The organism is Rhodovulum sp. FJ3 (assembly GCF_032918305.1).
Taxonomy (GTDB): Bacteria; Pseudomonadota; Alphaproteobacteria; order Rhodobacterales; family Rhodobacteraceae; genus SAT37.
Genome location: NZ_JAWJUU010000009.1, coordinates 21,243 through 40,569, shown reverse-complemented (window position 1 = coordinate 40,569; position 19,327 = coordinate 21,243). Strand labels below are relative to the sequence as shown.

The window sequence follows — 19,327 nt, the reverse complement described above, 5'->3', positions numbered from 1 at the left end:
ATCAAATCGCTTCGCTCTCTGAGAACAGTTCGGTCAGGCGCACGCCAAGCGCGCCGCTCCCCGGTTCGCCGATTTCTTCAAGCACACCGCGCGCAATCAGCTTATCGCCAATGAACAGGTCGACCGGATCGTCCATCCGCTTGTCCAGCGGCAGGATGGTTCCGTCCGCCATCGACAGGACCTCACGGATCGCCGGACGCGCGCGACCGACGGACACGGTGATTTCAACGGGGACGTTGTTCAGAAACTTGGACGGTTCAGGCATTTAAACGCTCCGGCTGTTGGGTGGTTTCGGCAAGGAATGCATCGACGGACGCAGAGATCTCCGCCAAAAGGGACGTCATATCGACGACGGTTTCCTGTGCGCCGACTTTGAAAAAGACCTGCCCTTGGGCGAGGCTGTTTTGTTCTGTCATCATCACCGGCAATGGACCGTTTTCCGGCAGAACAGTCTCGATTGTGGCTCGATCCAACGGGTTCACGGTTAGGGTCAGGGGCGCGTCACCAGCGGTCTCAAGGCACTGGTTAACGGTCTCTAGAATGGTGTCGGCAAACTTGGCCTGTGCGACGGTGGGCAGAACAGTTTCGGCCATTGCGCGCAACAAAGGCGCGATGTTGCCGATGATGTGCGCGCGAGCCTCGTGAAAGGTGAACGACAGCTCTTGCAGGTTCTTTTCTAAATCGGCGCTGATCCGCGCTTTGGCATCTGAGTCGGCCTTATTCGCGTCGTCCCATCCAGCCTTGTACCCGTCCTCAAACGCCGAAAGGCGCTGATCCTCAGGCAAAAGCGTTTGCGGGGCCAGCGAAACGGGTGCGGCGTCGGCGCCGAAATCCTCAAGTATCAGTTGGCGGGTCATCGTGCAGTCTCCTCTGGGTCTTCGATCCAATGGCGCAACAGGGCGACGCTTTCTTCGCGGCGGTCGACGATCAGTTGGCGCAGTTTCTCGACGGGATCGGGTGCGGGCTCTTCGGTCGGTGTCTCTGGCGGACGGCCCAACGCGGCCATTGGACCCAGAACTTGGTCATCGCCCACGATTGATCCATCGATAGCCATGTCCATGGTATCAGGGGCGGGTGGCGGCAATTCGATCGGGGCCGCACGACCACGACCCAATAAGATCGGACGCAAGACAAACAGACCCAAAACCAGCGTCACAAGCGCCAGAACCCCAAGTTGGATCAGGCCCATCGTATCTTGCGGCAGCAGAGAGAACCCGGGCTGCGACACTTCGGTCCCAAGGGCGACGGTCGGTTCAAATGGCATGGATTTCAGGGTCAGAACATCGCCCCGCGCGGTATCAAGTCCGACGGCAGATGCGACCAGATCATGCAGTGCGTCCATCTGATCCTGAGGCAACGGCTGCCATTGCTCGGCCCCATCCGCACCTGAAACCATCTGTCCGTCCAACAACACGGCGACCGTCAGGCGTTTGATCGCGCCCGGACCGCGCAGGACCTCGCGCTGTGTCTCGGAAATCTCGAAATTCACCCGTTCGCGCGTTTGGGTGTCGTTGCTGCTTGCCGAACGGTCCGCAGCGCCGTCGCCCTCGGGCAGGTTGCTGGCCACAGTGACCGCGCCGCCGCCTTGGTCAGCCGAGGCCGAACTACGCTCTTCGGTTTCGGTCGAGATTGCGACGCGACTGGCCGGATCAACAAGACGTTCGACAATCGATTCGCGATCCGTGACCGTTTCGACGCTGACCTCAACCACCGCGCGGCCGGGGCCCATGCGGGCGGTCAACAGACGTTCAACCCGTTGGCGCATCGCATCTGCCTGATCCAAGGCGCGGGTCGGCGCGTTCATATCGTCACCCATCGGGATTAGGCCCGCGTCACTATCGATCACGGATACATCCGCCGCAGACAGGCCCGCCACCGCCGACGACACCAGATGGGCCAGCGCCTTGGCCTGACCGGCGGAGACCGGCGCGCCCTTAGTCGTGACGGTCACGGACGCGGTCGGGTTGATTTCACGGCGAAACGGTTGGTTTAACGGCACGGCCAGATGTACGCGCGCGGACTTATAGGACGGGTTTGAAAGGATCGTGCGGGCGATTTCGCCCTCTTTGGCCCGCCAATAGGCGGCATCGAACATCTGCGATGTTGTGCCGAATCCCGACAGGTTGTCCAACAATTCATATCCCGCGCCCTGCCCGCTTGGCAGGCCCTGACCCGCCAATGTCATGCGCGTCTGATCCCGCTGGACCGCGTCGACGTAAATTGCACTGCCGCGGACCTCATAGGGAATCGCCGCGCCATCCAGCGCCTGAATCACCTCACCAGCCGCGGCCGGATCAAGACCCGAGTACAGCAACGCAAACCGCGTCGACGTCGCCATTTGGGCCAACAAAGTCATTAAAACAAAGGTCACGACCGTCGCCCCAATCACCAAAATACGGCGGGTCGGATTCAGCGAATCCCAGACGGTTTTGAAATGGTTCACGGGCGCCCTCCTGGCTTGGCGTTTGCCTAATGAGGTCATCTTTCGCCCAAGGCTCTTAACAATCGGTTAGCCACTTTCGGTTTATCGATAGACATCTACAGGAGCGAACCGAGTCATGGCCGAGGATATTGAAGAGCACGAAGAGGACACCCCGACGGGCCGCAAAAAGGGCCTGCTGATCGGGCTGGTTTTGGCTGTGGTCCTTGGCGGTGGTGGGTTTTATGCCGCGTTTTCAGGGCTTTTGCCGATTGGCGCGTCTGCCACGCACGCCCCCGCACCCAGCCACAATGCGGATGAGGTTGCCTTTGTCGCGCTGGACCCGTTGGTGATTTCGCTGGGGCCGGATCGCGGGAATCGCCACCTGAAATTCGCGGCCCAGCTTGAGGTCGAACCGCACGCAACGGCCAGTGTCAGCCACCTGAAACCACGGGTTCTGGATGTGCTGAACAGCTATTTGCGGGCGGTGTCGATCAACGAGTTAGAGGATCCATCATCCCTGATCCGGCTGCGCGCACAGATGTTGCGCCGCATCCAGATCGTCACGGGCGAAGGTCAGGTGCGCGATCTCTTAGTAACCGAATTTGTGCTGAATTAGGGTCTATTATGGAACTGATTGCAGATATTTTACTGGCCGCTGGCGCAATTGGCGCCGCCGTATATTGCATGGTCTTGTCGCGGCGATTGCGCCGGTTCAATGACCTTGAAAAAGGCATGGGCGGCGCGATTGCAGTCCTATCCGCGCAGGTCGACGACATGACCAAGGCATTGGGTGAGGCACGCCACAGCGCACGGGATTCGTCCGATACACTGGGATCCCTGACCGACCGCGCCGAAGGGGTCGCCAAGCGGCTGGAACTGCTCGTCGCGTCTCTGCACGATCTGCCCAAGAACGCGGCGGCCCCCGCTGCACCGACGGCGGAAGATCCATTGCCCTCTTTCGTGCGCTCGCGCGAGGCTGAAGAGCCCTTGGTGCTCCGCTCTAGCCAAGGAGGTGCACGATGAAAACCCGTACTTACGTTCTGCCGGTTGTGATCTTGCTACTTGTTGCCTCGGTCGGCACGCGGTTTGGTGGATCGGCGGCAGCGGCCCTCGCCAAAGGGGCGGAAACCCTGACGCAGAGCCACGACTCCCATACGCCCGCGCCAGATGTCGCCGCGTTGCTAGAGGCGCTGAAGACACGCGAGATGGCCGTGGTTGAACGTGAAGCTGCGTTGGATGAGCGGCACGCGCAGTTGGAACAGGTCGAACAGGACCTTCGCGCCCAACTTGATGAACTGCGTCAGGCCGAGGTCGCTCTGCGTGCCACAATCGCCCAAGCCGACAGCGCCGCAGAGGATGATTTGGGTCGCCTGACCGCCGTTTATGAAAACATGAAACCCAAAGACGCGGCCGATCTGTTTTCCACGATGGACGCCGATTTTGCCGCCGGTTTTGTGGCCCGGATGCGCCCCGAAATCGCCGCAGACATTATGGCCGGTCTGCCGCCCGAAAACGCCTATGCCATCAGCGCGATTTTGGCCGGGCGCAACCAGAATGCGGGCCAATAGGAACCAAACATTAACCGAACACGCGGACTCTGTTCGTCGGTTGCAACGCTTATCGCAGGACATGATATGATCGGGATTGTTGGCATTGTCGTGATTTTCGTGATGGTCTTCGGGGGCTATATCGCTGCGGGCGGTAAGCTTGGGATCATCTTGCATTCGCTGCCCTATGAGATGGCCATGATCGGCGGTGCAGCCGTCGGTGCCTTTGTGATCAGCAACGATTTGTCCGGCATCAAACACACGATCAAGGCGGTCGGCAAAGTTTTTAAAGGCCCCAAATGGGGTCACGACGACTATCGCGATTTGCTGTGCCTGCTGTTCGAACTGGTCAAACTTGCCCGCCAGAACCAGGTCGAGCTTGAGGAACATATCGAACAGCCGGAAAACAGCGCGATTTTTTCGAAATACCCAAAACTTCAGGCCGATCATGAGGTTGTTCACCTGATCTGCGACACCTTACGCGCAGGGTCTATGAACTATGACGACCCCCATCAGGTCGAAGAGGTTCTGGAAAAGCGGATTGAGGCCGAGCATCACCACGCCCTGCACGCCAGCCATGCCCTACAAACCATCGCCGACGGCCTTCCCGCGCTGGGGATTGTTGCTGCTGTTCTGGGTGTGATCAAAACCATGGGCTCCATCGATCAGCCGCCCGAAATCTTGGGCAAACTGATTGGCGGCGCACTTGTCGGGACGTTCCTTGGGGTGTTTTTGGCCTATGGTCTGGTTGGTCCCTTCGCCGCCAAGGTAAAAGCGGTCGTAGACGAGGACGCCCATTTCTACCAACTGATTCGCGAGGTTCTGGTTGCGAACCTCTATGGCCACCCCCCCAACATCTGTATTGAGGTTGGCCGCCAGAACACACCGGGCCACAATCGGCCCGCCTTTAACGACCTTGAAAGTACGCTCAAATCTCTGCGGAGCGCCGCATGAAACGGCTCTTTCTCTGGATAGTTCTGGCAATCTCAGCATCCCCGATCCAAGCTGAGACAATCGCCATTCGCTCTGGCGAACATCCTACCTTCTCGCGCCTTGTGGTTGATTTTGTGGATGACGTGGACTGGCAAGAGGCCCGGGAGAACCGACAGCATTTATTGACATTCGCGGACCCTGACCTGACGTTGGGAACGCGTGGTGTATTTTCCAAAATACCGCGCAGCCGTTTGACCGATTTATCATGGCAGGCCCAGACGCTGACCCTCGATCTTGCTTGCGACTGCACCGTCAGGACACAGCGCCTTGCATCCGGGAAACTGGTCATTGACGTGACGGACACACTTTACGTCGCGACACCCATACCGTCGGAACCGGAAAACACGCCGCAGGATCTAAAATCAGCGCGGGAGATGTTCGACAAATTAGCCGAGAAACCCGCAGCTTTTCCCCTTCCAAAACCGCCAGAACCCACACTCGGCGATGTGTCCAAGGCGGCCGAAATCTTGGCCCAAGAGATCGGTCGCGCGGCGTCTTTGGGATTGCTTGCGCCGACGCCTACGGGTCTGGATGCGATCCCAACATCGACGCCCGCAGACAACGGTTTACCTGGTTTTGAATTGCGCAACGCTCTGGATACGCACGACGTTAACCCACGTGACACCGCAGTGGATGAAACGGCCAATTGCCGACCTGCCGACGCATTTGACATTGCCCATTGGGGCGGGGAGGAGCCCGCGGGTGAACTGATCGGGCGAGCACGAAACAAGTTGGTCGGCGAATTCGATCTTCACAACGCGGACGATGTCACCGCCTTTGCAAGACGGCTGTTGTATCTTGGGTTTGGTGCCGAAGCCCGTTCAACGCTTAACGCCCTAGACGGCGACCCAGATCCCATTTTGCACGCACTCTCATTTATTGTGGATGGACAAACGCCTTTGGACGGGACGCTCCTTGCGGATCAGGTTGCTTGCGACACCGCCGGCGCGCTTTGGGCGGTCCTTTCCCTGAAATCAGTGCCGGAAGCGAGTCATCTGAACGCGATATTGCGAGAGTTCTCGGCCCTGCCCGACCACCATAGGGTTTATCTGGGCCCAAAATTGATCCGCGCCTTCCTCGAAAGCGATCTGCCCGAACAAGCGCATCAAATCCGAAACGCGATCGACAGATCGGCGGATGAAAGTGAGCCCGTGCACGTGATGGATGCCGAAATTGCGCTGCACGGGAACGAAGCGGATCTCGGACACGGTCTGCTGCGCGATATTGCACTTCGGGATAGTCATGAGGCACCAGAAGCGCTCGATTTGTTGCTGCATGATCCGGACGTTGCGGCGGACCCGACTCTGGCCGAAACGGCGGTTGTATACGCGGCCGAGTCCCCGAAAACCGATCAAGCCGACCGGTTGTTGAATGGGGCGATTTCCACCTTTCTTACGGGTGGAGATTATCCTGCCGCGTTCGATGCAGTGAACGGGTTAGGCAAGGACGCCCAAGCGCAGGCCTTTACAACAATTTGGACTCATCTGATTGAGCAGGGCGCCGACGCTAGCTTTTTGCAAATTCTCTACACACCCACATTGGCCGAGACGCGCGCCAATTGGCCAGAGGCCTTGAGCAAGAACGCGCATAAGCGACTGAGTGATCTCGGTTTTGCGGAACAGGCTGATGAATTTTGGCCCCTGATTGGTCATGCTAACCCATCGCCAAAAGAGGTCATTGTGACGAGCGAACCAACGCCGACCGAGCAACGACCTACTGCGACGTTTAACAGCGATCGCGCCAAAGAAATACTAAGCCAAAGCAGCGCGCTTTCTGAAAAAGTTGAAGAAATTTTGCTGAACTGAGTGATGGTTACCGATTGTAAACCACCTTTTGAAAAGGTGGCCCTAGAACAACCTGCTTGGGGTCACCAGAATGGTAAGACTGTCGCGGACCTGGAAATTTTTGGTGGGGATGGCCTTCGCGCTTATCCTATCAACACATACGGTAAACGCCCGTAACGCCCCCGAGGTGTGTGATGCGGCGGCGCGTTATGCCGCGTCCCAAACCGGCGTGCCCCTGTCCGTTCTATTGGCCATCACGCGCACAGAAACCGGTCGAAAACACGGCGGAAAATTCGCACCGTGGCCATGGACGGTAAACATGGAGGGCGCGGGCAAATGGTTCGACGACGTGGATCAGGCCCTTGCCTACGTTGAACGCCACCATTCTGCTGGCGCGCGCAGCTTTGATGTCGGGTGTTTCCAGCTAAACTATAAATGGCACGGACAGCATTTTTCATCCATTCCCGACATGTTCGATCCGCGTGAAAATGCACTCTATGCCGCCGGTTTTCTGCGAGATCTCTATGGAGAAATGGGCGACTGGGAAAAGGCCGCAGGGGCCTATCATTCGCGCACAAAGAAATACGCTGATCGATATAAGAAACGTTTCCGGAGTCTGCGGGCGCAGTTCCTCGCTCAAGATGGCAACGCGAACCCGTTTGACGATGTAAACCAACGCATCCTTGCCGGGACGTTTTACCAACCCGCGGCCCCCGTTCCGACACAAGTCCCACGGCAAAACCTATATCCCCTGCTGCAAACTGGGGCAGCGCGGTCGATGGGGTCTCTTGTTCCCGTCCAGAACGCTCCCGCACGCCCGTTGTTCGGCGCGGCGGCCGGTGGGGAGCAATAATGGCGCGTCTTTTCCAACCCACGGTCTTGCTGGCGCTGGCCCTAATGGCGGTCATCGTGATGATGATCCTGCCTGTTCCCGCCTTTGTTCTGGACATCGGCTTGGCAATGTCCTTCGCGCTTGCGATCCTCGTATTCACCGTAACCTTGTTCATCGAACGACCGCTGGACTTTTCGGCCTTTCCAATGGTTTTGCTGGCCTCACTGATGTTGCGGCTGTCGCTGAACGTGTCGTCGACCAAACTCATCATCGGGCAAGGGCACAAGGGCACCCACGCCGCCGGAAACGTGATCGAAGGCTTCGCCAATTTCATCATGAGTGGCAGCGTTCTGATCGGGTTGGTCGTTTTTCTGGTTCTGCTGATCGTGAATTTCATCGTGATCACCAAGGGTGCCACGCGGATGGCCGAGGTCGGCGCGCGCTTTGCCCTCGACGGGATGCCCGGCAAACAGTTGGCCATCGACAGCGACATGGCCGCCGGCGCCATCGACCATGATGAGGCCAAGCGCCGCCGCGAACGCGATCAGGCCGAAACGACCTTTTTCGGCTCGCTTGATGGGGCGTCGAAATTCGTAAAGGGCGATGCGGTTGCGGGTCTGTTGATTACCCTGCTGAACATCATCATGGGGCTGATCATTGGCATTGCCCTGCATGGGATGCCGATCGGACAGGCGTTCAACACCTATGCAATCCTGACGGTTGGCGATGGTTTGGTCAGCCAGATTCCGTCGGTCATTATCTCGATCGCTTCGGCCCTGTTGTTGGCCAAGGGCGGGACCTCCGGCGCGATGAACCTTGCCCTGTTTGGTCAACTGGGTCGCTATCCGGCTGCGCTTGGGACGGTTGCCGCGCTGCTGGGTCTGTTTGGCTTGGTGCCGGGCCTGCCTTTCGTGCCGTTTTTCGGCGGTGCGGTGATCCTTGGGACCGCCGCCTTCCTGATCGACCGCAACAACCGCGCACAGGCCGACGCCGCCGCGCAGGCGCCCAAAACCATCGAAAAGCCAGAAGAAAAGCCTGTGACCATCGGCGACATGCTGGACCTTGACGATATCCATGTCGAGTTCGCCTCGGACCTCGTGTCGATGGTTCTGGATCCGATCAACGGGCTGGACAGTCGGATCGGCAACATGCGCCGCCACGTGGCGGAAACCTATGGTCTAATCCTGCCCGAAATGCGTTTGACCGATGGCGGTGCCCTGACGCCTGGCGAATATTCAATCCGCATTCAGGGCGTCGAACATGCCCGAAATACGGTGCGCCCCGACCGCGTTCTGGCCCTACACGGCGACGGATCGGTGCCCCTGCCCCCCGGCGATGACGTGAATGAACCGGTCTATGGCGCCCCTGCCCGTTGGGTCAGCGCCAGCATGCGCGATGAGCTGTCGATCAAAGGCGTTGTTGTCGTCAATCCGTCCGAGGTTTTGGCGACGCATCTTCTGGAAATCCTGCGGTCGAACTTTGACCGGCTGATGACGCTGAAATCCCTGCGCCGCATTCTGGAAGAGTTGAAATCGCTCTCCGATACCAGCCGCGCCGAGGCCAACCGCAAACTGTTGGATGAACTGATCCCCGACCGCGTGCCGATCGATATTCTTTTGGCGGTTCTGCGTCTGCTTCTTGAAGAACAGGTATCCATCCGGAACCTGCCCCTGATCCTTGAGGCGATGGCCGAAGCCCGCCATTTGCACCAAAACCCCGAGGCCCTGACCGAATATGTCCGGCAACGCATGGGACTGCAAATCATCGCGGATTACCGGCGCACAGACGGCTCAATCCCGTTGGTTCAATTGGCGCCCGATTGGGAAAAGACCTTTGTCGAATACCAGATTGAGGGGCCCAATGGCGGTGCGGAAATCGCCCTGCCGCCCGAGGTGTTTAACAAACTGGCGCAAAACGTGTCTGACAAATTGAACCAAGCGAATGAACAAGGTTCAAACCCCGCCATCGTCACTTCTAGCCTGCGCCGTCGCTATGTCCGGATGGTTCTGGCCGCCAAAGGCATCATGGCACCTGTGTTCTCGTACGAAGAAATCGGAACCCGCGCGCGACCAACCCTTGTGGGCTTGGTGCCCGCATGACCCTGCTTCAACTGTTCCAAGAGCTGGGCCTACCGATCAGCGTCACGTTCTTCATGGTCTTTTTACGCGTCGGGGCCATTGTCGCCCTGATCCCCCTGTTTGGCGAACAGTCCGTGCCCGCCCGCGTCAAACTGGGCGCGGCATTTGCGTTTAGCGTGGCCGTTTTGCCCACGGTGACGGACACCACGACCCAATACACCTTTGGAACGCTTGTGCGTACAGGCGGGATCGAGATCATGGTCGGTCTCGCGATCGGGGTGTTCTTTCGCCTGTTCATCCTGTGCCTGACCATGGCGGGTCAGTTCGCGGCACAATCAACCTCCTTGGCACAGGCGTTCGGCGCACCGGAAATCGAACCCCAACCCGCGATGTCCGGCGTCTTGATGATGGGGGGGCTGGCGTTGTTGGTGATCGCCGGCTTTCCCGCGCGGGTCATCGCGGCGCTGATGGGGTTTTATGACATGTTCCCCATCGGGGCGGGCATTACGGGCGCCGACGGCATCATGTGGGGCATTGGGATGATTTCCGACGCCTTTGGAACGGCGTTCACACTGGCGTTGCCGTTCTTGATTGCGGCGCTGCTCTATAACCTTGCGCTCGGGATCATCAACAAGGCCATGCCACAGCTGATGGTCTCCTTTGTCGGCGCGCCCGCCCTGACACTTGGCGCCTTGTTACTGTTTGCCGTGTCTGCGCCGATGATCCTGACGGTGTGGCAGGACTGGATTAATCTACGCCTGATGAACCCGTTCGGAGCCTCCGGATGAGTCAAGGCGGCGACGATCAGGAAAAGTCACACGAGCCGACACAAAAGCGGCTGGATGACGCGCGCAAAAAGGGCGAAATCCCGCGGTTTACAGACCTGACGACGGCGGCGGCCTATGCGGGTTTCACGATGACCGCAGGTCTCTTCGCCGTTGCCGCCTTTTCAACCGTTCACACCCTCGGCGCGCGCACTTTTGCACGTGCTCCGGAGCTGGCCAATGCGTTCTTTGATGGTCCATCGCATGGTCTGTCTGGCACGTATTTGACCGAGGGCGCAAAGGCCGGTCTGATCTGGATCGTCGGGCCCATGCTTTGTGTGTTGGCCGTGTTGTTGGGTACGCGGTCAATCGTGTTTGTCCCCGATAAGCTTGCCCCGAAACTGTCGCGCATCTCCCCCCTATCGAATGCCGCTCAGAAATTCGGGCGTGGGGGCCTGTTTGAATTCGCCAAAAGCGCCGTCAAACTGATGATCTACGGAACCCTTTTGGCATGGTTTGTCTGGCGCAAACTGCCCGAGATTTTGCCCCTCATGCAAATGCCAGCGCAAATCGCCCTGTCGATCAGTATGCGGATGGTTTTCGAGTTCTGTACGGTGGTTGTTGGCGTGGCCCTGTGTCTTGGGTTGATCGATGCGCTCTGGCAATACGCGGAACATCGGCGCAAGAACATGATGTCGACGCAAGAGCTCAAAGAAGAATTCAAACAATCCGAGGGCGATCCGGCGTTTAAACAACAGCGCCGCCAAAAGGGTATGGAAATCGCGCGCAACCAGATGCTGGCGGACGTTCCGGATGCGGATGTAATCATCGTGAACCCGACCCATTATGCGGTCGCTCTGAAATGGGATCCGAACGGGTTTGGCGCGCCGGTCTGTGTGGCCAAAGGCGTTGATGCAATCGCCGCACGTATTCGCGAAATTGCGGTCGAATCCGGCGTGCCGATCCACCGCGATCCCCCAACCGCCCGCGCATTGTTCGCCTCTGTCGACATCGGCGAAGAGGTTCCGCGCGACCACTATCGCGCCGTCGCGGCCGCCATCCGGTTCGCCCAGAAAATCCGCGCGCAGGCCCAGACATGAGGCACCCACCCAAAATCGATCCGCGCCTGATTAAGGTCGCACAAATGGTCAAAGACCGGGACATGGCCGCGCTGGCCAAGATCACGACGCGACAGCGTGAGATTAAAACGGCAATCGCCAGTCTGGACAGCGCGCGCGATCGGCTGGACCAATCCACAGACAATTTCGCCCAGATTTCTGCACATCACCAATGGCTAAACCAAAAATGCCGCGCCCTTTCGATTGAGGCGGCGCAACTGACCGCGCAATCGCAAACGGCCAAGGCCACCGCCGCGCGGGCAGTGGGCCGTTTGGATGTTTTGGAAAAGCTGTCGGGAAAACCCTGAACGCGGTTCAGGTGTCCTGCCTCACGATGTCGATGATCAGGACATCATGCACCTGATCACCCAGCACGGTTTTCGCCACCTCGCCCAGCGCCTTGCGTAAGGAGTCCATGTGGCTGGCGGCGGTAAAGGTGCCGCTGAACCCACCGATATTGGCGTGATCGAACATCTGTTTCAGAAAGGCATCGCGCAGTTTGGGTTCCAGTTGATAGACGATTTCGCGCGACCCTTGGCTGACCTCAAGGCTGACCGACAAAACGACCAGAGACGCGACACGACCGTCCTCGACCACGGGCACGACAAACTGGTTGTTCAGTTTGACAAACTCAACCGGTTCTTTCTCTTTAGGTTCGACATGTGCCTCGGGATCGATTTCGGGCGCGGGGCGCAGGGCAACCCCCGCGCCCACCCCGCCGGCCAAGCCAAAAACCGCAAGAATGATCGGCAAAAGCTTTTTCATCACGACCCCCTAGAACGGCAACAGGATATCGGTGATCTGTTGACCATAACGGGGCTGTTGCACATCGGTGATCTGACCGCGCCCACCATAGGAAATCCGCGCCGAGGCGATCTTGTCATATGTCACCTCATTCTGGCGCGAAACGTCCTCGGGACGGACATATCCGGTCACCAGTAATTCGCGGATTTCAAAATTCACCCGCACCTCTTGCGACCCTTCGATCCGCAAAATGCCGTTGTCCAACACGGCCGTCACCGTCGCCGCGACCCGTAGGGTCAGCTTTTCGTTGCGCCGCACGGACCCGTCCCCGCCGGATGAACTGGTCGAGTTTGTCGAAACCGCGCTATCCAGACTGGCCCCGTCGGGGAGCTCTTCGTTCAGGCGCTCAGGAATGCCAAAGAACCCCGGGATCGACAGGTTTTCACTGCCGCTGCGGGACCGTTCGGATGAGTTTGATATCTCGGCACCCTCGTCGATTTCGATCACGACGGTCAGGATATCACCCATTCGTTCGGCGCGCCGATCGCCAAGCAAAGACGACCGCCCCCCCGACCACAGGGACGCGCGATTGACGTCGCGCGGCGAGGTCGGAACCTCTTCGACGGGGGCGGACATGGCGTAATGCGCATTGGTGCCAAAGGTCGGGGTGAATTCGGGTTCCTGCCCGACATCGCCCAACCGCGAACAGGCCGAGACCAACCCCAAGGCCATGCATAAAATCAAGGTGCTGCGCATGGTTACAAATTCCCTTTGACTAAAATCTCGCCGTTTTCGGCCACGGTGCCCAACAACGTGTTGCGCGATCCCAAATTCATGACGCGGATGACCTGACCCGGTGTGCCCTGCTCCAGCGTGCGACCCTCGGCCGTCAGGTTCAAACCACCGCTCTGATAGCGCAGGGTGACAATCGCGTTGCGCTCAACCTTCATCGTGGGTTGCACGTCCGCCGGTCCAATCGGGCGCCCCGCGTGGATCTGCCCGCGGGTCTTTTGTCCGACGGCCAAGTGCGGATCGCTGAACGTGCCCAGAACATCGCCCGGCGCGACGGCCAGATCGGTTGCCGCGATCACCTGTCCGTCCAACAAGGTGCGCGCGGCGATCACCGTCTCCGCATTGGCCGCGCCAGACAGCACTAGGGTTATGAGGGCAAAACGGATCATCGGATTTGCGTCGTCGCGCCCAGCATCTGATCGGCGGCCGACAAGACCTTGGCGTTCAGCTCATACCCGCGCTGGGCCTCGATCAATTCCGTGACCTCAAGCACGGCGTCGACGGAACTGTTTTCTAGATAGCCCTGCCGCACGGTACCTAGACCGTCCTGACCCGGTGCCGCTACATTCGCCGGACCCGACGACGCAGTTTCGGTGAACAGGTTGGACCCGATTGCCTCTAGCCCCTTTTCATTGGAAAAACTGGCCAGTGTGAAGCTACCCAATAACTCGGGCTGCACACGGTCGCTAAAATATGCGTAGACCTCGCCATCGGCATTGATCGACAGGCTGCGCGCGTCATCGGGGATGGTGATGTCGGGCACGACGGGATAGCCGTCCGAGGTGACGATCTGCCCCTCGCCCGACCGTTTCAGGGACCCATCGCGGGTATAGGCCGACAAGCCGGACGGCAGGGTCACCTCAAGATACCCACGCCCCTCAATCGCGATGTCGAGGTCGCCGCCAGTCTGGGCCAAAGACCCTTGGGACAGGTTCACGGACACCGCCGCGGCCCGTACACCGAGACCCAGTTGCACACCGGTCGGCAGGGTCGAACCGTCAACGGCGTTGATCGTGCCCGCGCGGGTCACCTGTTGATAGTGCAAATCCGCGAATTCGGCGCGGCGAGCGTTATAGCCCGTGGTGTTCATGTTGGCCAAGTTGTTGGAAATCACCTCGACCCGCGTTTGCTGGGCGCTCATTCCGGTGGCGGCGATGCTTAGGGCACGCATGTGGATGTTCCTTTCTATTGACCAAGGGTGCGCAGGGCGTCGCGGATGCGTTCGTCTTCACGCTCCATCAGGCCCTGACCCATTTCATAGGCGCGCTGCACTTCGATCATGCGCGCGATTTGGGCGACGGGATCGACGTTCGAGGATTCCAGAAATCCCTGAACTGTTTGCGCGTCTTCAACCGGCTCTAACTCACCTGAAAACGTGAAAGACGACCCTTGGTGACGGGTCAGGTTCTCGGGCGACGTAGGCTGGTAGATCCCGACGCGAGCGATCTGGCGACCATCGGCGGACAGAACGCCGTCCGCACCCAGAGAGATTTGCGCCGCGCCAGCGGGCAGTGCGATAGGTGCCCCGCCATTGTCCAGCAGTTGCGCACCGTCTGCGGTGACGACCTGCCCCTCGGCATCCGCGTGGAACGCACCGTTGCGGGTCAGCAACTGTTGCTCGCCCGACTGGATCAGGAAAAACCCCAGCCCCTCAATCGCGAAATCCAGCGTCCCGCGCGTTTGGGACAAGGCACCTTGGGTAAAATCCGTCTTGCGGGCATTACCACGCGCCATCGACAGGGCCTCTTGGCCGTCAAGCGCGCGCAGGTGTTCGGAAAATACCATGCCCTCGGCCTTGTACCCCGTGCTTGCCATATTCGCGATGTTTTGGGCGACGATGTCCAACTCTTTGGTCAGGCCGGCCTGACGTGAAATCGTGGCGTAGATTGCGTTTTCCATGGCCTAGATCCCCGCAATCAACGGCACGAGGCGCGTGGTGAAAAACGCGCTCAGGGATTGGGTCATAAAGCTCATCGAGACCCAGAACACCGCCAGCATCGCGATCAGTTTCGGCACGAACGTCAGGGTCATTTCCTGAACCGACGTCAGGGCCTGAAACAGGCCGATCATCACGCCGACGATCAGGGCGACCAATAACAGCGGAGCCGAGATTTTCGCGGCCAGCACCAATGCCTCGCGCAGTGTGTCAAAGAACATCGCCTGTTTCATGATCACACCGGCATCCGCAGGATTTCCTGATAGGCCTCAACCACCTTGTTCCGGATGGTCACGGCCGTTTCCACGGCCAATTCGGTCTGCGCCAATGCCTGCACAAGGGCCTGCGGATCGGCCCCGTTGGTCAGGCTGGCCTGTGCGGCGCGTTCGCCCTGCTCCATCGTTTTGGCAAAGCTATCGACCGCACCCATAACCGCATTTCCTGCAGAGTTAGGGTCTGGTTTGGTGGCGGGCTTCGCTGCGGCGTATCCTTGGGCCGCAAATTGTGTCGCGCGGATATCCATTCTGGCCTCCGTTAGCGTTTCAACAGATCAAGCAGCGACGCCTTCATCTGTCGCGCGTGATCAAACATTTTAAGGTTGGCTTCGTAACTGCGCTGCGCCTCGCGGGCGTCAGCGATTTCCACGATCAGGTTGACGTTCGATCCCTGATAATACCCGTCGCCATCGGCCATCGGGTGGGCCGGATCATACACACGTTCCAGTGCGGTTTGATCCAGCATCGTGTCTCCGGCGGCGACCTCTCCGGTCGGACGGCCCGCCTGATAGACCTGTTCGAACGCGGACAGTTTCCGGTGATACCCCGGCGTATCCGCGTTCGCGATGTTTTCCGACACATGACGCAGGCGATCTGTCTGCGCGCTCATCCCGCTGGTCGACAGGGACTGGATTTTAGCCAACAGGTCCATGATCACCGCCCCAAACTGCTTTTGAGGATGTTCAGAGCCGATTTATAAACCCCGACCGCCATGTCGAATTGGCCCCGCGTTTGGGCGGCCTTCATCATTTCTGTTTCCAGAGACACGGTATTCCCGTTTGGCGATGTCATCCCGTCGCTGAGGATGGTTTCGGTGGCCGCGCCCATGGATGTGGGTTGCAAATGCCCTGTACGCGTGTGGCGCATCGGCGTGTCATAGTCCGCCATCATATCGGCAAATGGCGCCACGTCCTGTCCCCGATATCCGGGGGTATCTGCGTTCGCGATATTTTGCGCGATCAACGCCTGTCGACGGCTCGCATGTTCGGCGGCCCCGGCGGCGGTTTTAAAGATATCTAGTGTCTCGAACATCGGAATTCTTCCTCATGTGCAAGAAAGGCTTAACCCTGATTCCTTTAAGAAAGAGTTGTCATGAATGAAAAAGGATCCCCCATGCAGGATGACGATCTTCGCGCGTTGCGCCGTGGGCTTACGGGCTTGACCCGCGCCGCCCCCGTGGGCCGTGTTCAGGCGATTTCAGGCAGTTTAGTCTCTATTTCTGGCCTGTCCGGCGACGTCCATGTTGGCGACTTCGTGTCGATTGGGGATCGGTTGGCCGAGGTTTGTGCGATTGACCAGACGGCCGTTCATGTCGTCCCCGAAGGCGGGTGTGAGGGTATGGGCATCCAGGCCCCCGTGGTCGTTACCGGTGCCCCGATGTTAACCCCATCCAATTCGTGGCTGGGCCGTGTGATCGATCCGTTGGGCCGGCCATTGGACGGTCGTCCTTTGGGGCGGGGCGGGGCCGAAATACCGGTCCACGCCCCCCCGCCACCCGCCACACAGCGGCGCGGCTTTGGCGCGCGGTTTGAAACCTCGCTCTCTGTGTTCAACACGTTCCTGCCCATCGTACGCGGCCAACGTGTCGGCCTGTTCGCGGGATCGGGTGTGGGGAAATCGACGCTGATGGGCGCCTTGGCAGGGTCCATTCCCGCGGACGTTACCATCGTTGCACTAATCGGCGAACGCGGGCGTGAGGTCGGGGATTTCATCCACCGCGTTTTGGGTCCCGAGGCCATGAAAACCACCGTCGTCATCGCGGCAACGTCCGATCAATCGGCGATGATGCGCCGCATGGCCGCCTATTCGGCCATGTCCGTGGCCGAGTATTTCCGCGATCAGGGCGCACAGGTCGTCTATTTCGCGGATTCAGTCACCCGTCTGGCCGAGGCGCATCGCGAGGTCGCCCTTTCCCTTGGCGAGGCCGCGTCGATGAACGGTTTTCCCCCATCGACCAATCAGGCAATCACGCGCCTTGCCGAACGGGCGGGACCGGGCGCAGGTGAGTCTGGCGACATCACCGCGATCTTTAGCGTTCTGGTCGCGGGCTCGGACATGGAAGGCCCCGTTGCCGATATCCTGCGCGGGGTTCTGGACGGGCATGTAGTCTTGGATCGCGAAATTGCCGAGCGCGGGCGCTATCCCGCCATCGACGTGTTGCGGTCCGTATCGCGCAGCCTGCCCCACGCCGCTACAGATGATGAGAACAAGGTTTTGGCGATCGGACGGCGGATGCTCGGCGCCTATGAACGATCCAAACTGATGATTCAGGCAGGTTTGTATGAGGCGGGAACCGACCCCGAAACCGACGCCGCGATCAAGGCCTATCCCCACATCGACAACTTTCTGACCGGCGATCAGGACAATTCAGTCCAAGAAAGCTTCTCCGGCCTAATGCGCTGTTTTCAGAAACGTTAGAAACTGTTTTGCAGCAGGGTCAGGGCCGTTTGTGCGGGGGAATAGCCCGTCACGCCACCCGCGATTTGTTGCCTGACAAGAAAACGACGGATCAGGTCCTCTTGGACATCCGGTTGCGCGATTTCCGAAATCTCGTCCGTGCCCAACGCGCGTTGTGCCTTGTCGCGAAAGACCTCAAGCTGTTTGTCGAGGTCAAGCGAGGCAAAGCTGCTTGGCAGGCCCAGCGCGGATTCGAAAACCCTGCGCAAGGGTTCGGATCCCATGACCTGAAACCACTTGGTGGTGTCCGATCCACTGCCCTCGGCAATGTCGGGCAGTTCGCGCAGCGCATTCAGGGCCAGACGCATATCATCGTCTTGCTCACCAATCGCGATTTCGAATTGGCGCGTCTGGTATTGGCCAATGATCTCATCGGGAAATTCGGACAGCCGTGTGCGCGCGGTCGAGAAATCCCCAAACCCGAAGGCTTGGGAAAACTCCAGATATCGTTTGTCGGCCAATCGATTGGCCAAGGCGCCGGTCTCAAGCGTGCCGTCCTCTAGGACCTTTTGGATGAAATACCGGTTGTTGATGTCATCATCCAACCCGAACGCCCCAAGGGCGACGCCAAGCAACCGGCGGTCAGAGACCAGTTCCTCGGCCGTTGTGACATCACCGATGTGTTCGCGAAAGTACTCCGCATCGCGCGCCAACTGGGGGCTTTGGTTGAACGCCGCCTGTTGCGTGTCCTTGGTGCGGGACAGAAACGCCCATCCCGCAACACCCCCGATTGGTACGACGGGCTGAAACATCAGGAATGCGCCGCCAAGAGACGGGCCTCACGCGGGAGCAAACCGCGCATTTCCTTCAGCGCCTGATAGTGCTTGTTATCAAGGACATGCGACGTCGCCTTGGCGAGGATCGAGCGGCTGTCGCGATCGCTTAGGACCTGACTAAGCTGTTCGATTCCGCGCAACAATTGCATCTTGGCCTCATCGGGATCGGCATCACCCGACAGTACCAACTGTGCAATGTAGCAAACACGGCGCACGGGCGTGTTGACCTCTTCGGGATGGATCGCGTCGCGCAGGCGAAGGATGTTGGCCTCGGGCGAGACGATGTTCAGACGCGCGCGGCGATCCCCGTTTTCGATGACGGCACCGTTGACCAGAACGCGCTCTTTCGGGCCAAGCTTCAGAACAAGACCGGTCATGGGCGCACCTCGGCGGTGGGGGCCAGACCCTGCATTACGGCGGTGTTAATATCGATCAGGACATCGGCGCTTTCGTCACCAGAGAGGACCTTTTTGGATTGCTGCATGGTGAATTCGGCCAGATAGAACAAGCGTGCCCGCAGGTTTGTGGGCAAACCGTTCTCATCGCCGGCCAAGTCGGCGGCAAGGGTGCTCCACAACACGCGGTTGTCGTGCAATGCGGCGGCGAGGGCGGCAAATCCGGCGCGACCCTCATCGTGGGCGGCGCGTAGACGCGCGGTCACGCGGGCAAACACATCGTATTCGACGGAACGGGGGGGACGTACAGCGGCGCTTTGGCGGCTGGAATAGGCCGTTTGGGCCAAGAGATGGGCGTTCATCGGGGGGTCTCTTTCTAAAACCTCAGGGCGTATCGAGGGGGTCGGGCCCACG

Annotated in this window: 26 protein-coding genes; 11 read left to right on the top strand and 15 right to left on the bottom strand. The window is 59.3% G+C overall.

Translation table 11 applies throughout. The features are described from left to right. Window position 1: 1 nt before the first annotated feature. From R1W00_RS17095 to fliF, 3 genes are read right to left on the bottom strand one after another with little or no spacing between them, the layout of a single operon-like run. Entirely contained in the window at window positions 2–265 is a 264-nt protein-coding gene (locus R1W00_RS17095; RefSeq protein ID WP_317263985.1) for a FliM/FliN family flagellar motor switch protein, read from the bottom strand. Next, the gene (locus tag R1W00_RS17090) at window positions 258–857 is read right to left on the bottom strand and encodes a FliH/SctL family protein (protein ID WP_317263984.1); all 600 of its coding nucleotides are present in this window, start codon (window positions 855–857) and stop codon (window positions 258–260) included. The genes R1W00_RS17095 and R1W00_RS17090 overlap by 8 nt, the downstream gene beginning before the upstream one ends. Then, a complete protein-coding gene (fliF, locus tag R1W00_RS17085; RefSeq protein WP_317263983.1) occupies window positions 854–2,482 on the bottom strand; it encodes a flagellar basal-body MS-ring/collar protein FliF in 1,629 nt (542 codons plus the stop codon). Before fliF ends, R1W00_RS17090 begins: the two co-directional genes overlap by 4 nt. Before the next feature lie 76 nt (window positions 2,483–2,558). On the opposite strand from fliF, the gene fliL reads away from it, so the two are divergent. The 10 genes from fliL (at window position 2,559) to R1W00_RS17035 (ending at window position 11,846) form a co-directional block, all read left to right on the top strand. Further along, on the top strand, window positions 2,559–3,038 hold the full coding sequence (gene fliL / locus R1W00_RS17080; protein WP_317263982.1) for a flagellar basal body-associated protein FliL: 480 nt from the start codon (window positions 2,559–2,561) through the stop codon (window positions 3,036–3,038). A gap of 8 nt (window positions 3,039–3,046) precedes the next feature. Next, window positions 3,047–3,445: a DUF6468 domain-containing protein gene (locus R1W00_RS17075; protein ID WP_317263981.1), complete on the top strand. Its 399-nt coding sequence runs from the start codon at window positions 3,047–3,049 to the stop codon at window positions 3,443–3,445. Next, complete coding sequence (locus R1W00_RS17070) at window positions 3,442–3,990, top strand: MotE family protein (protein ID WP_317263980.1); 549 nt, start codon at window positions 3,442–3,444, stop codon at window positions 3,988–3,990. The genes R1W00_RS17075 and R1W00_RS17070 overlap by 4 nt, the downstream gene beginning before the upstream one ends. Before the next feature lie 66 nt (window positions 3,991–4,056). Then, window positions 4,057–4,923, top strand: a complete 867-nt coding sequence (gene motA, locus R1W00_RS17065; RefSeq protein WP_317263979.1) for a flagellar motor stator protein MotA — start codon at window positions 4,057–4,059, stop codon at window positions 4,921–4,923. Further along, window positions 4,920–6,767, top strand: coding sequence for a hypothetical protein (locus tag R1W00_RS17060; RefSeq protein WP_317263978.1), 1,848 nt, complete (start codon window positions 4,920–4,922; stop codon window positions 6,765–6,767). The genes motA and R1W00_RS17060 overlap by 4 nt, the downstream gene beginning before the upstream one ends. Before the next feature lie 298 nt (window positions 6,768–7,065). Then, window positions 7,066–7,599: a transglycosylase SLT domain-containing protein gene (locus R1W00_RS17055; RefSeq protein WP_410901574.1), complete on the top strand. Its 534-nt coding sequence runs from the start codon at window positions 7,066–7,068 to the stop codon at window positions 7,597–7,599. Continuing rightward, a complete protein-coding gene (flhA, locus tag R1W00_RS17050; RefSeq protein ID WP_317263977.1) occupies window positions 7,599–9,677 on the top strand; it encodes a flagellar biosynthesis protein FlhA in 2,079 nt (692 codons plus the stop codon). The genes R1W00_RS17055 and flhA overlap by 1 nt, the downstream gene beginning before the upstream one ends. Then, window positions 9,674–10,444, top strand: coding sequence for a flagellar biosynthetic protein FliR (locus tag R1W00_RS17045; RefSeq protein ID WP_317263976.1), 771 nt, complete (start codon window positions 9,674–9,676; stop codon window positions 10,442–10,444). Before flhA ends, R1W00_RS17045 begins: the two co-directional genes overlap by 4 nt. Continuing rightward, window positions 10,441–11,520 (top strand): flagellar type III secretion system protein FlhB, encoded by a 1,080-nt coding sequence (locus R1W00_RS17040; RefSeq protein ID WP_317263975.1) that lies wholly within the window; start codon window positions 10,441–10,443, stop codon window positions 11,518–11,520. The genes R1W00_RS17045 and R1W00_RS17040 overlap by 4 nt, the downstream gene beginning before the upstream one ends. Window positions 11,521–11,564: 44 nt before the next feature. Next, window positions 11,565–11,846: a hypothetical protein gene (locus R1W00_RS17035; protein ID WP_317263974.1), complete on the top strand. Its 282-nt coding sequence runs from the start codon at window positions 11,565–11,567 to the stop codon at window positions 11,844–11,846. Between the two features lie 7 nt (window positions 11,847–11,853). Here the strand turns inward: R1W00_RS17035 and R1W00_RS17030 are convergent, their stop codons facing one another. Genes R1W00_RS17030 through R1W00_RS16990 form a run of 9 tightly spaced genes read right to left on the bottom strand, consistent with a single transcriptional unit; the run spans window position 11,854 to window position 16,317 of the window. Continuing rightward, window positions 11,854–12,306, bottom strand: coding sequence for a flagellar basal body-associated FliL family protein (locus tag R1W00_RS17030; RefSeq protein WP_317263973.1), 453 nt, complete (start codon window positions 12,304–12,306; stop codon window positions 11,854–11,856). Window positions 12,307–12,312: 6 nt separating this feature from the next. Continuing rightward, complete coding sequence (flgH, locus tag R1W00_RS17025; protein ID WP_317263972.1) at window positions 12,313–13,038, bottom strand: flagellar basal body L-ring protein FlgH; 726 nt, start codon at window positions 13,036–13,038, stop codon at window positions 12,313–12,315. A 2-nt stretch (window positions 13,039–13,040) separates the two neighbouring features. After that, the gene (gene flgA, locus R1W00_RS17020) at window positions 13,041–13,463 is read right to left on the bottom strand and encodes a flagellar basal body P-ring formation chaperone FlgA (RefSeq protein ID WP_317263971.1); all 423 of its coding nucleotides are present in this window, start codon (window positions 13,461–13,463) and stop codon (window positions 13,041–13,043) included. Further along, window positions 13,460–14,245: a flagellar basal-body rod protein FlgG gene (gene flgG / locus R1W00_RS17015; RefSeq protein WP_317263970.1), complete on the bottom strand. Its 786-nt coding sequence runs from the start codon at window positions 14,243–14,245 to the stop codon at window positions 13,460–13,462. The genes flgA and flgG overlap by 4 nt, the downstream gene beginning before the upstream one ends. 14 nt (window positions 14,246–14,259) lie before the next feature. After that, complete coding sequence (locus R1W00_RS17010) at window positions 14,260–14,973, bottom strand: flagellar hook-basal body complex protein (protein ID WP_317263969.1); 714 nt, start codon at window positions 14,971–14,973, stop codon at window positions 14,260–14,262. Window positions 14,974–14,976: 3 nt separating this feature from the next. Next, window positions 14,977–15,243 carry a flagellar biosynthetic protein FliQ gene (locus R1W00_RS17005; RefSeq protein WP_410901576.1) on the bottom strand — a complete coding sequence of 89 codons (267 nt, stop codon included), beginning with the start codon at window positions 15,241–15,243 and terminating at the stop codon, window positions 14,977–14,979. A 2-nt stretch (window positions 15,244–15,245) separates the two neighbouring features. Continuing rightward, the gene (gene fliE / locus R1W00_RS17000; protein ID WP_317263968.1) at window positions 15,246–15,533 is read right to left on the bottom strand and encodes a flagellar hook-basal body complex protein FliE; all 288 of its coding nucleotides are present in this window, start codon (window positions 15,531–15,533) and stop codon (window positions 15,246–15,248) included. Window positions 15,534–15,544: 11 nt separating this feature from the next. After that, a complete protein-coding gene (flgC, locus tag R1W00_RS16995) occupies window positions 15,545–15,937 on the bottom strand; it encodes a flagellar basal body rod protein FlgC (RefSeq protein ID WP_317263967.1) in 393 nt (130 codons plus the stop codon). Between the two features lie 2 nt (window positions 15,938–15,939). After that, window positions 15,940–16,317, bottom strand: coding sequence for a FlgB family protein (locus tag R1W00_RS16990; RefSeq protein WP_317263966.1), 378 nt, complete (start codon window positions 16,315–16,317; stop codon window positions 15,940–15,942). A gap of 81 nt (window positions 16,318–16,398) precedes the next feature. On the opposite strand from R1W00_RS16990, the gene R1W00_RS16985 reads away from it, so the two are divergent. After that, window positions 16,399–17,703, top strand: coding sequence for a FliI/YscN family ATPase (locus R1W00_RS16985; RefSeq protein ID WP_317263965.1), 1,305 nt, complete (start codon window positions 16,399–16,401; stop codon window positions 17,701–17,703). Here the strand turns inward: R1W00_RS16985 and R1W00_RS16980 are convergent. Genes R1W00_RS16980 through flaF form a run of 3 tightly spaced genes read right to left on the bottom strand, consistent with a single transcriptional unit; the run spans window position 17,700 to window position 19,275 of the window. Beyond that, entirely contained in the window at window positions 17,700–18,494 is a 795-nt protein-coding gene (locus R1W00_RS16980) for a DUF1217 domain-containing protein (RefSeq protein ID WP_317263964.1), read from the bottom strand. The genes R1W00_RS16985 and R1W00_RS16980 overlap by 4 nt on opposite strands. Beyond that, a complete protein-coding gene (gene flbT / locus R1W00_RS16975; protein ID WP_317263963.1) occupies window positions 18,494–18,895 on the bottom strand; it encodes a flagellar biosynthesis repressor FlbT in 402 nt (133 codons plus the stop codon). The genes R1W00_RS16980 and flbT overlap by 1 nt, the downstream gene beginning before the upstream one ends. Next, window positions 18,892–19,275: a flagellar biosynthesis regulator FlaF gene (gene flaF / locus R1W00_RS16970; protein ID WP_317263962.1), complete on the bottom strand. Its 384-nt coding sequence runs from the start codon at window positions 19,273–19,275 to the stop codon at window positions 18,892–18,894. The genes flbT and flaF overlap by 4 nt, the downstream gene beginning before the upstream one ends. Window positions 19,276–19,327 lie beyond the last annotated feature (52 nt).

What these genes read in the sequence shown, in the direction of transcription:
- R1W00_RS17095 (WP_317263985.1), bottom strand. Translation starts at nt 265, where the DNA reads ATGCCTGAACCGTCCAAGTTTCTGAACAACGTCCCCGTTGAAATCACC.
- R1W00_RS17090 (WP_317263984.1), bottom strand. Translation starts at nt 857, where the DNA reads ATGACCCGCCAACTGATACTTGAGGATTTCGGCGCCGACGCCGCACCC.
- fliF (WP_317263983.1), bottom strand. Translation starts at nt 2,482, where the DNA reads ATGACCTCATTAGGCAAACGCCAAGCCAGGAGGGCGCCCGTGAACCAT.
- fliL (WP_317263982.1), top strand. Translation starts at nt 2,559, where the DNA reads ATGGCCGAGGATATTGAAGAGCACGAAGAGGACACCCCGACGGGCCGC.
- R1W00_RS17075 (WP_317263981.1), top strand. Translation starts at nt 3,047, where the DNA reads ATGGAACTGATTGCAGATATTTTACTGGCCGCTGGCGCAATTGGCGCC.
- R1W00_RS17070 (WP_317263980.1), top strand. Translation starts at nt 3,442, where the DNA reads ATGAAAACCCGTACTTACGTTCTGCCGGTTGTGATCTTGCTACTTGTT.
- motA (WP_317263979.1), top strand. Translation starts at nt 4,057, where the DNA reads ATGATCGGGATTGTTGGCATTGTCGTGATTTTCGTGATGGTCTTCGGG.
- R1W00_RS17060 (WP_317263978.1), top strand. Translation starts at nt 4,920, where the DNA reads ATGAAACGGCTCTTTCTCTGGATAGTTCTGGCAATCTCAGCATCCCCG.
- R1W00_RS17055 (WP_410901574.1), top strand. Translation starts at nt 7,066, where the DNA reads ATGGAGGGCGCGGGCAAATGGTTCGACGACGTGGATCAGGCCCTTGCC.
- flhA (WP_317263977.1), top strand. Translation starts at nt 7,599, where the DNA reads ATGGCGCGTCTTTTCCAACCCACGGTCTTGCTGGCGCTGGCCCTAATG.
- R1W00_RS17045 (WP_317263976.1), top strand. Translation starts at nt 9,674, where the DNA reads ATGACCCTGCTTCAACTGTTCCAAGAGCTGGGCCTACCGATCAGCGTC.
- R1W00_RS17040 (WP_317263975.1), top strand. Translation starts at nt 10,441, where the DNA reads ATGAGTCAAGGCGGCGACGATCAGGAAAAGTCACACGAGCCGACACAA.
- R1W00_RS17035 (WP_317263974.1), top strand. Translation starts at nt 11,565, where the DNA reads ATGGTCAAAGACCGGGACATGGCCGCGCTGGCCAAGATCACGACGCGA.
- flgH (WP_317263972.1), bottom strand. Translation starts at nt 13,038, where the DNA reads ATGCGCAGCACCTTGATTTTATGCATGGCCTTGGGGTTGGTCTCGGCC.
- flgA (WP_317263971.1), bottom strand. Translation starts at nt 13,463, where the DNA reads ATGATCCGTTTTGCCCTCATAACCCTAGTGCTGTCTGGCGCGGCCAAT.
- flgG (WP_317263970.1), bottom strand. Translation starts at nt 14,245, where the DNA reads ATGCGTGCCCTAAGCATCGCCGCCACCGGAATGAGCGCCCAGCAAACG.
- R1W00_RS17010 (WP_317263969.1), bottom strand. Translation starts at nt 14,973, where the DNA reads ATGGAAAACGCAATCTACGCCACGATTTCACGTCAGGCCGGCCTGACC.
- R1W00_RS17005 (WP_410901576.1), bottom strand. Translation starts at nt 15,243, where the DNA reads ATGAAACAGGCGATGTTCTTTGACACACTGCGCGAGGCATTGGTGCTG.
- fliE (WP_317263968.1), bottom strand. Translation starts at nt 15,533, where the DNA reads ATGGATATCCGCGCGACACAATTTGCGGCCCAAGGATACGCCGCAGCG.
- flgC (WP_317263967.1), bottom strand. Translation starts at nt 15,937, where the DNA reads ATGGACCTGTTGGCTAAAATCCAGTCCCTGTCGACCAGCGGGATGAGC.
- R1W00_RS16990 (WP_317263966.1), bottom strand. Translation starts at nt 16,317, where the DNA reads ATGTTCGAGACACTAGATATCTTTAAAACCGCCGCCGGGGCCGCCGAA.
- R1W00_RS16985 (WP_317263965.1), top strand. Translation starts at nt 16,399, where the DNA reads ATGCAGGATGACGATCTTCGCGCGTTGCGCCGTGGGCTTACGGGCTTG.
- R1W00_RS16980 (WP_317263964.1), bottom strand. Translation starts at nt 18,494, where the DNA reads ATGTTTCAGCCCGTCGTACCAATCGGGGGTGTTGCGGGATGGGCGTTT.
- flbT (WP_317263963.1), bottom strand. Translation starts at nt 18,895, where the DNA reads ATGACCGGTCTTGTTCTGAAGCTTGGCCCGAAAGAGCGCGTTCTGGTC.
- flaF (WP_317263962.1), bottom strand. Translation starts at nt 19,275, where the DNA reads ATGAACGCCCATCTCTTGGCCCAAACGGCCTATTCCAGCCGCCAAAGC.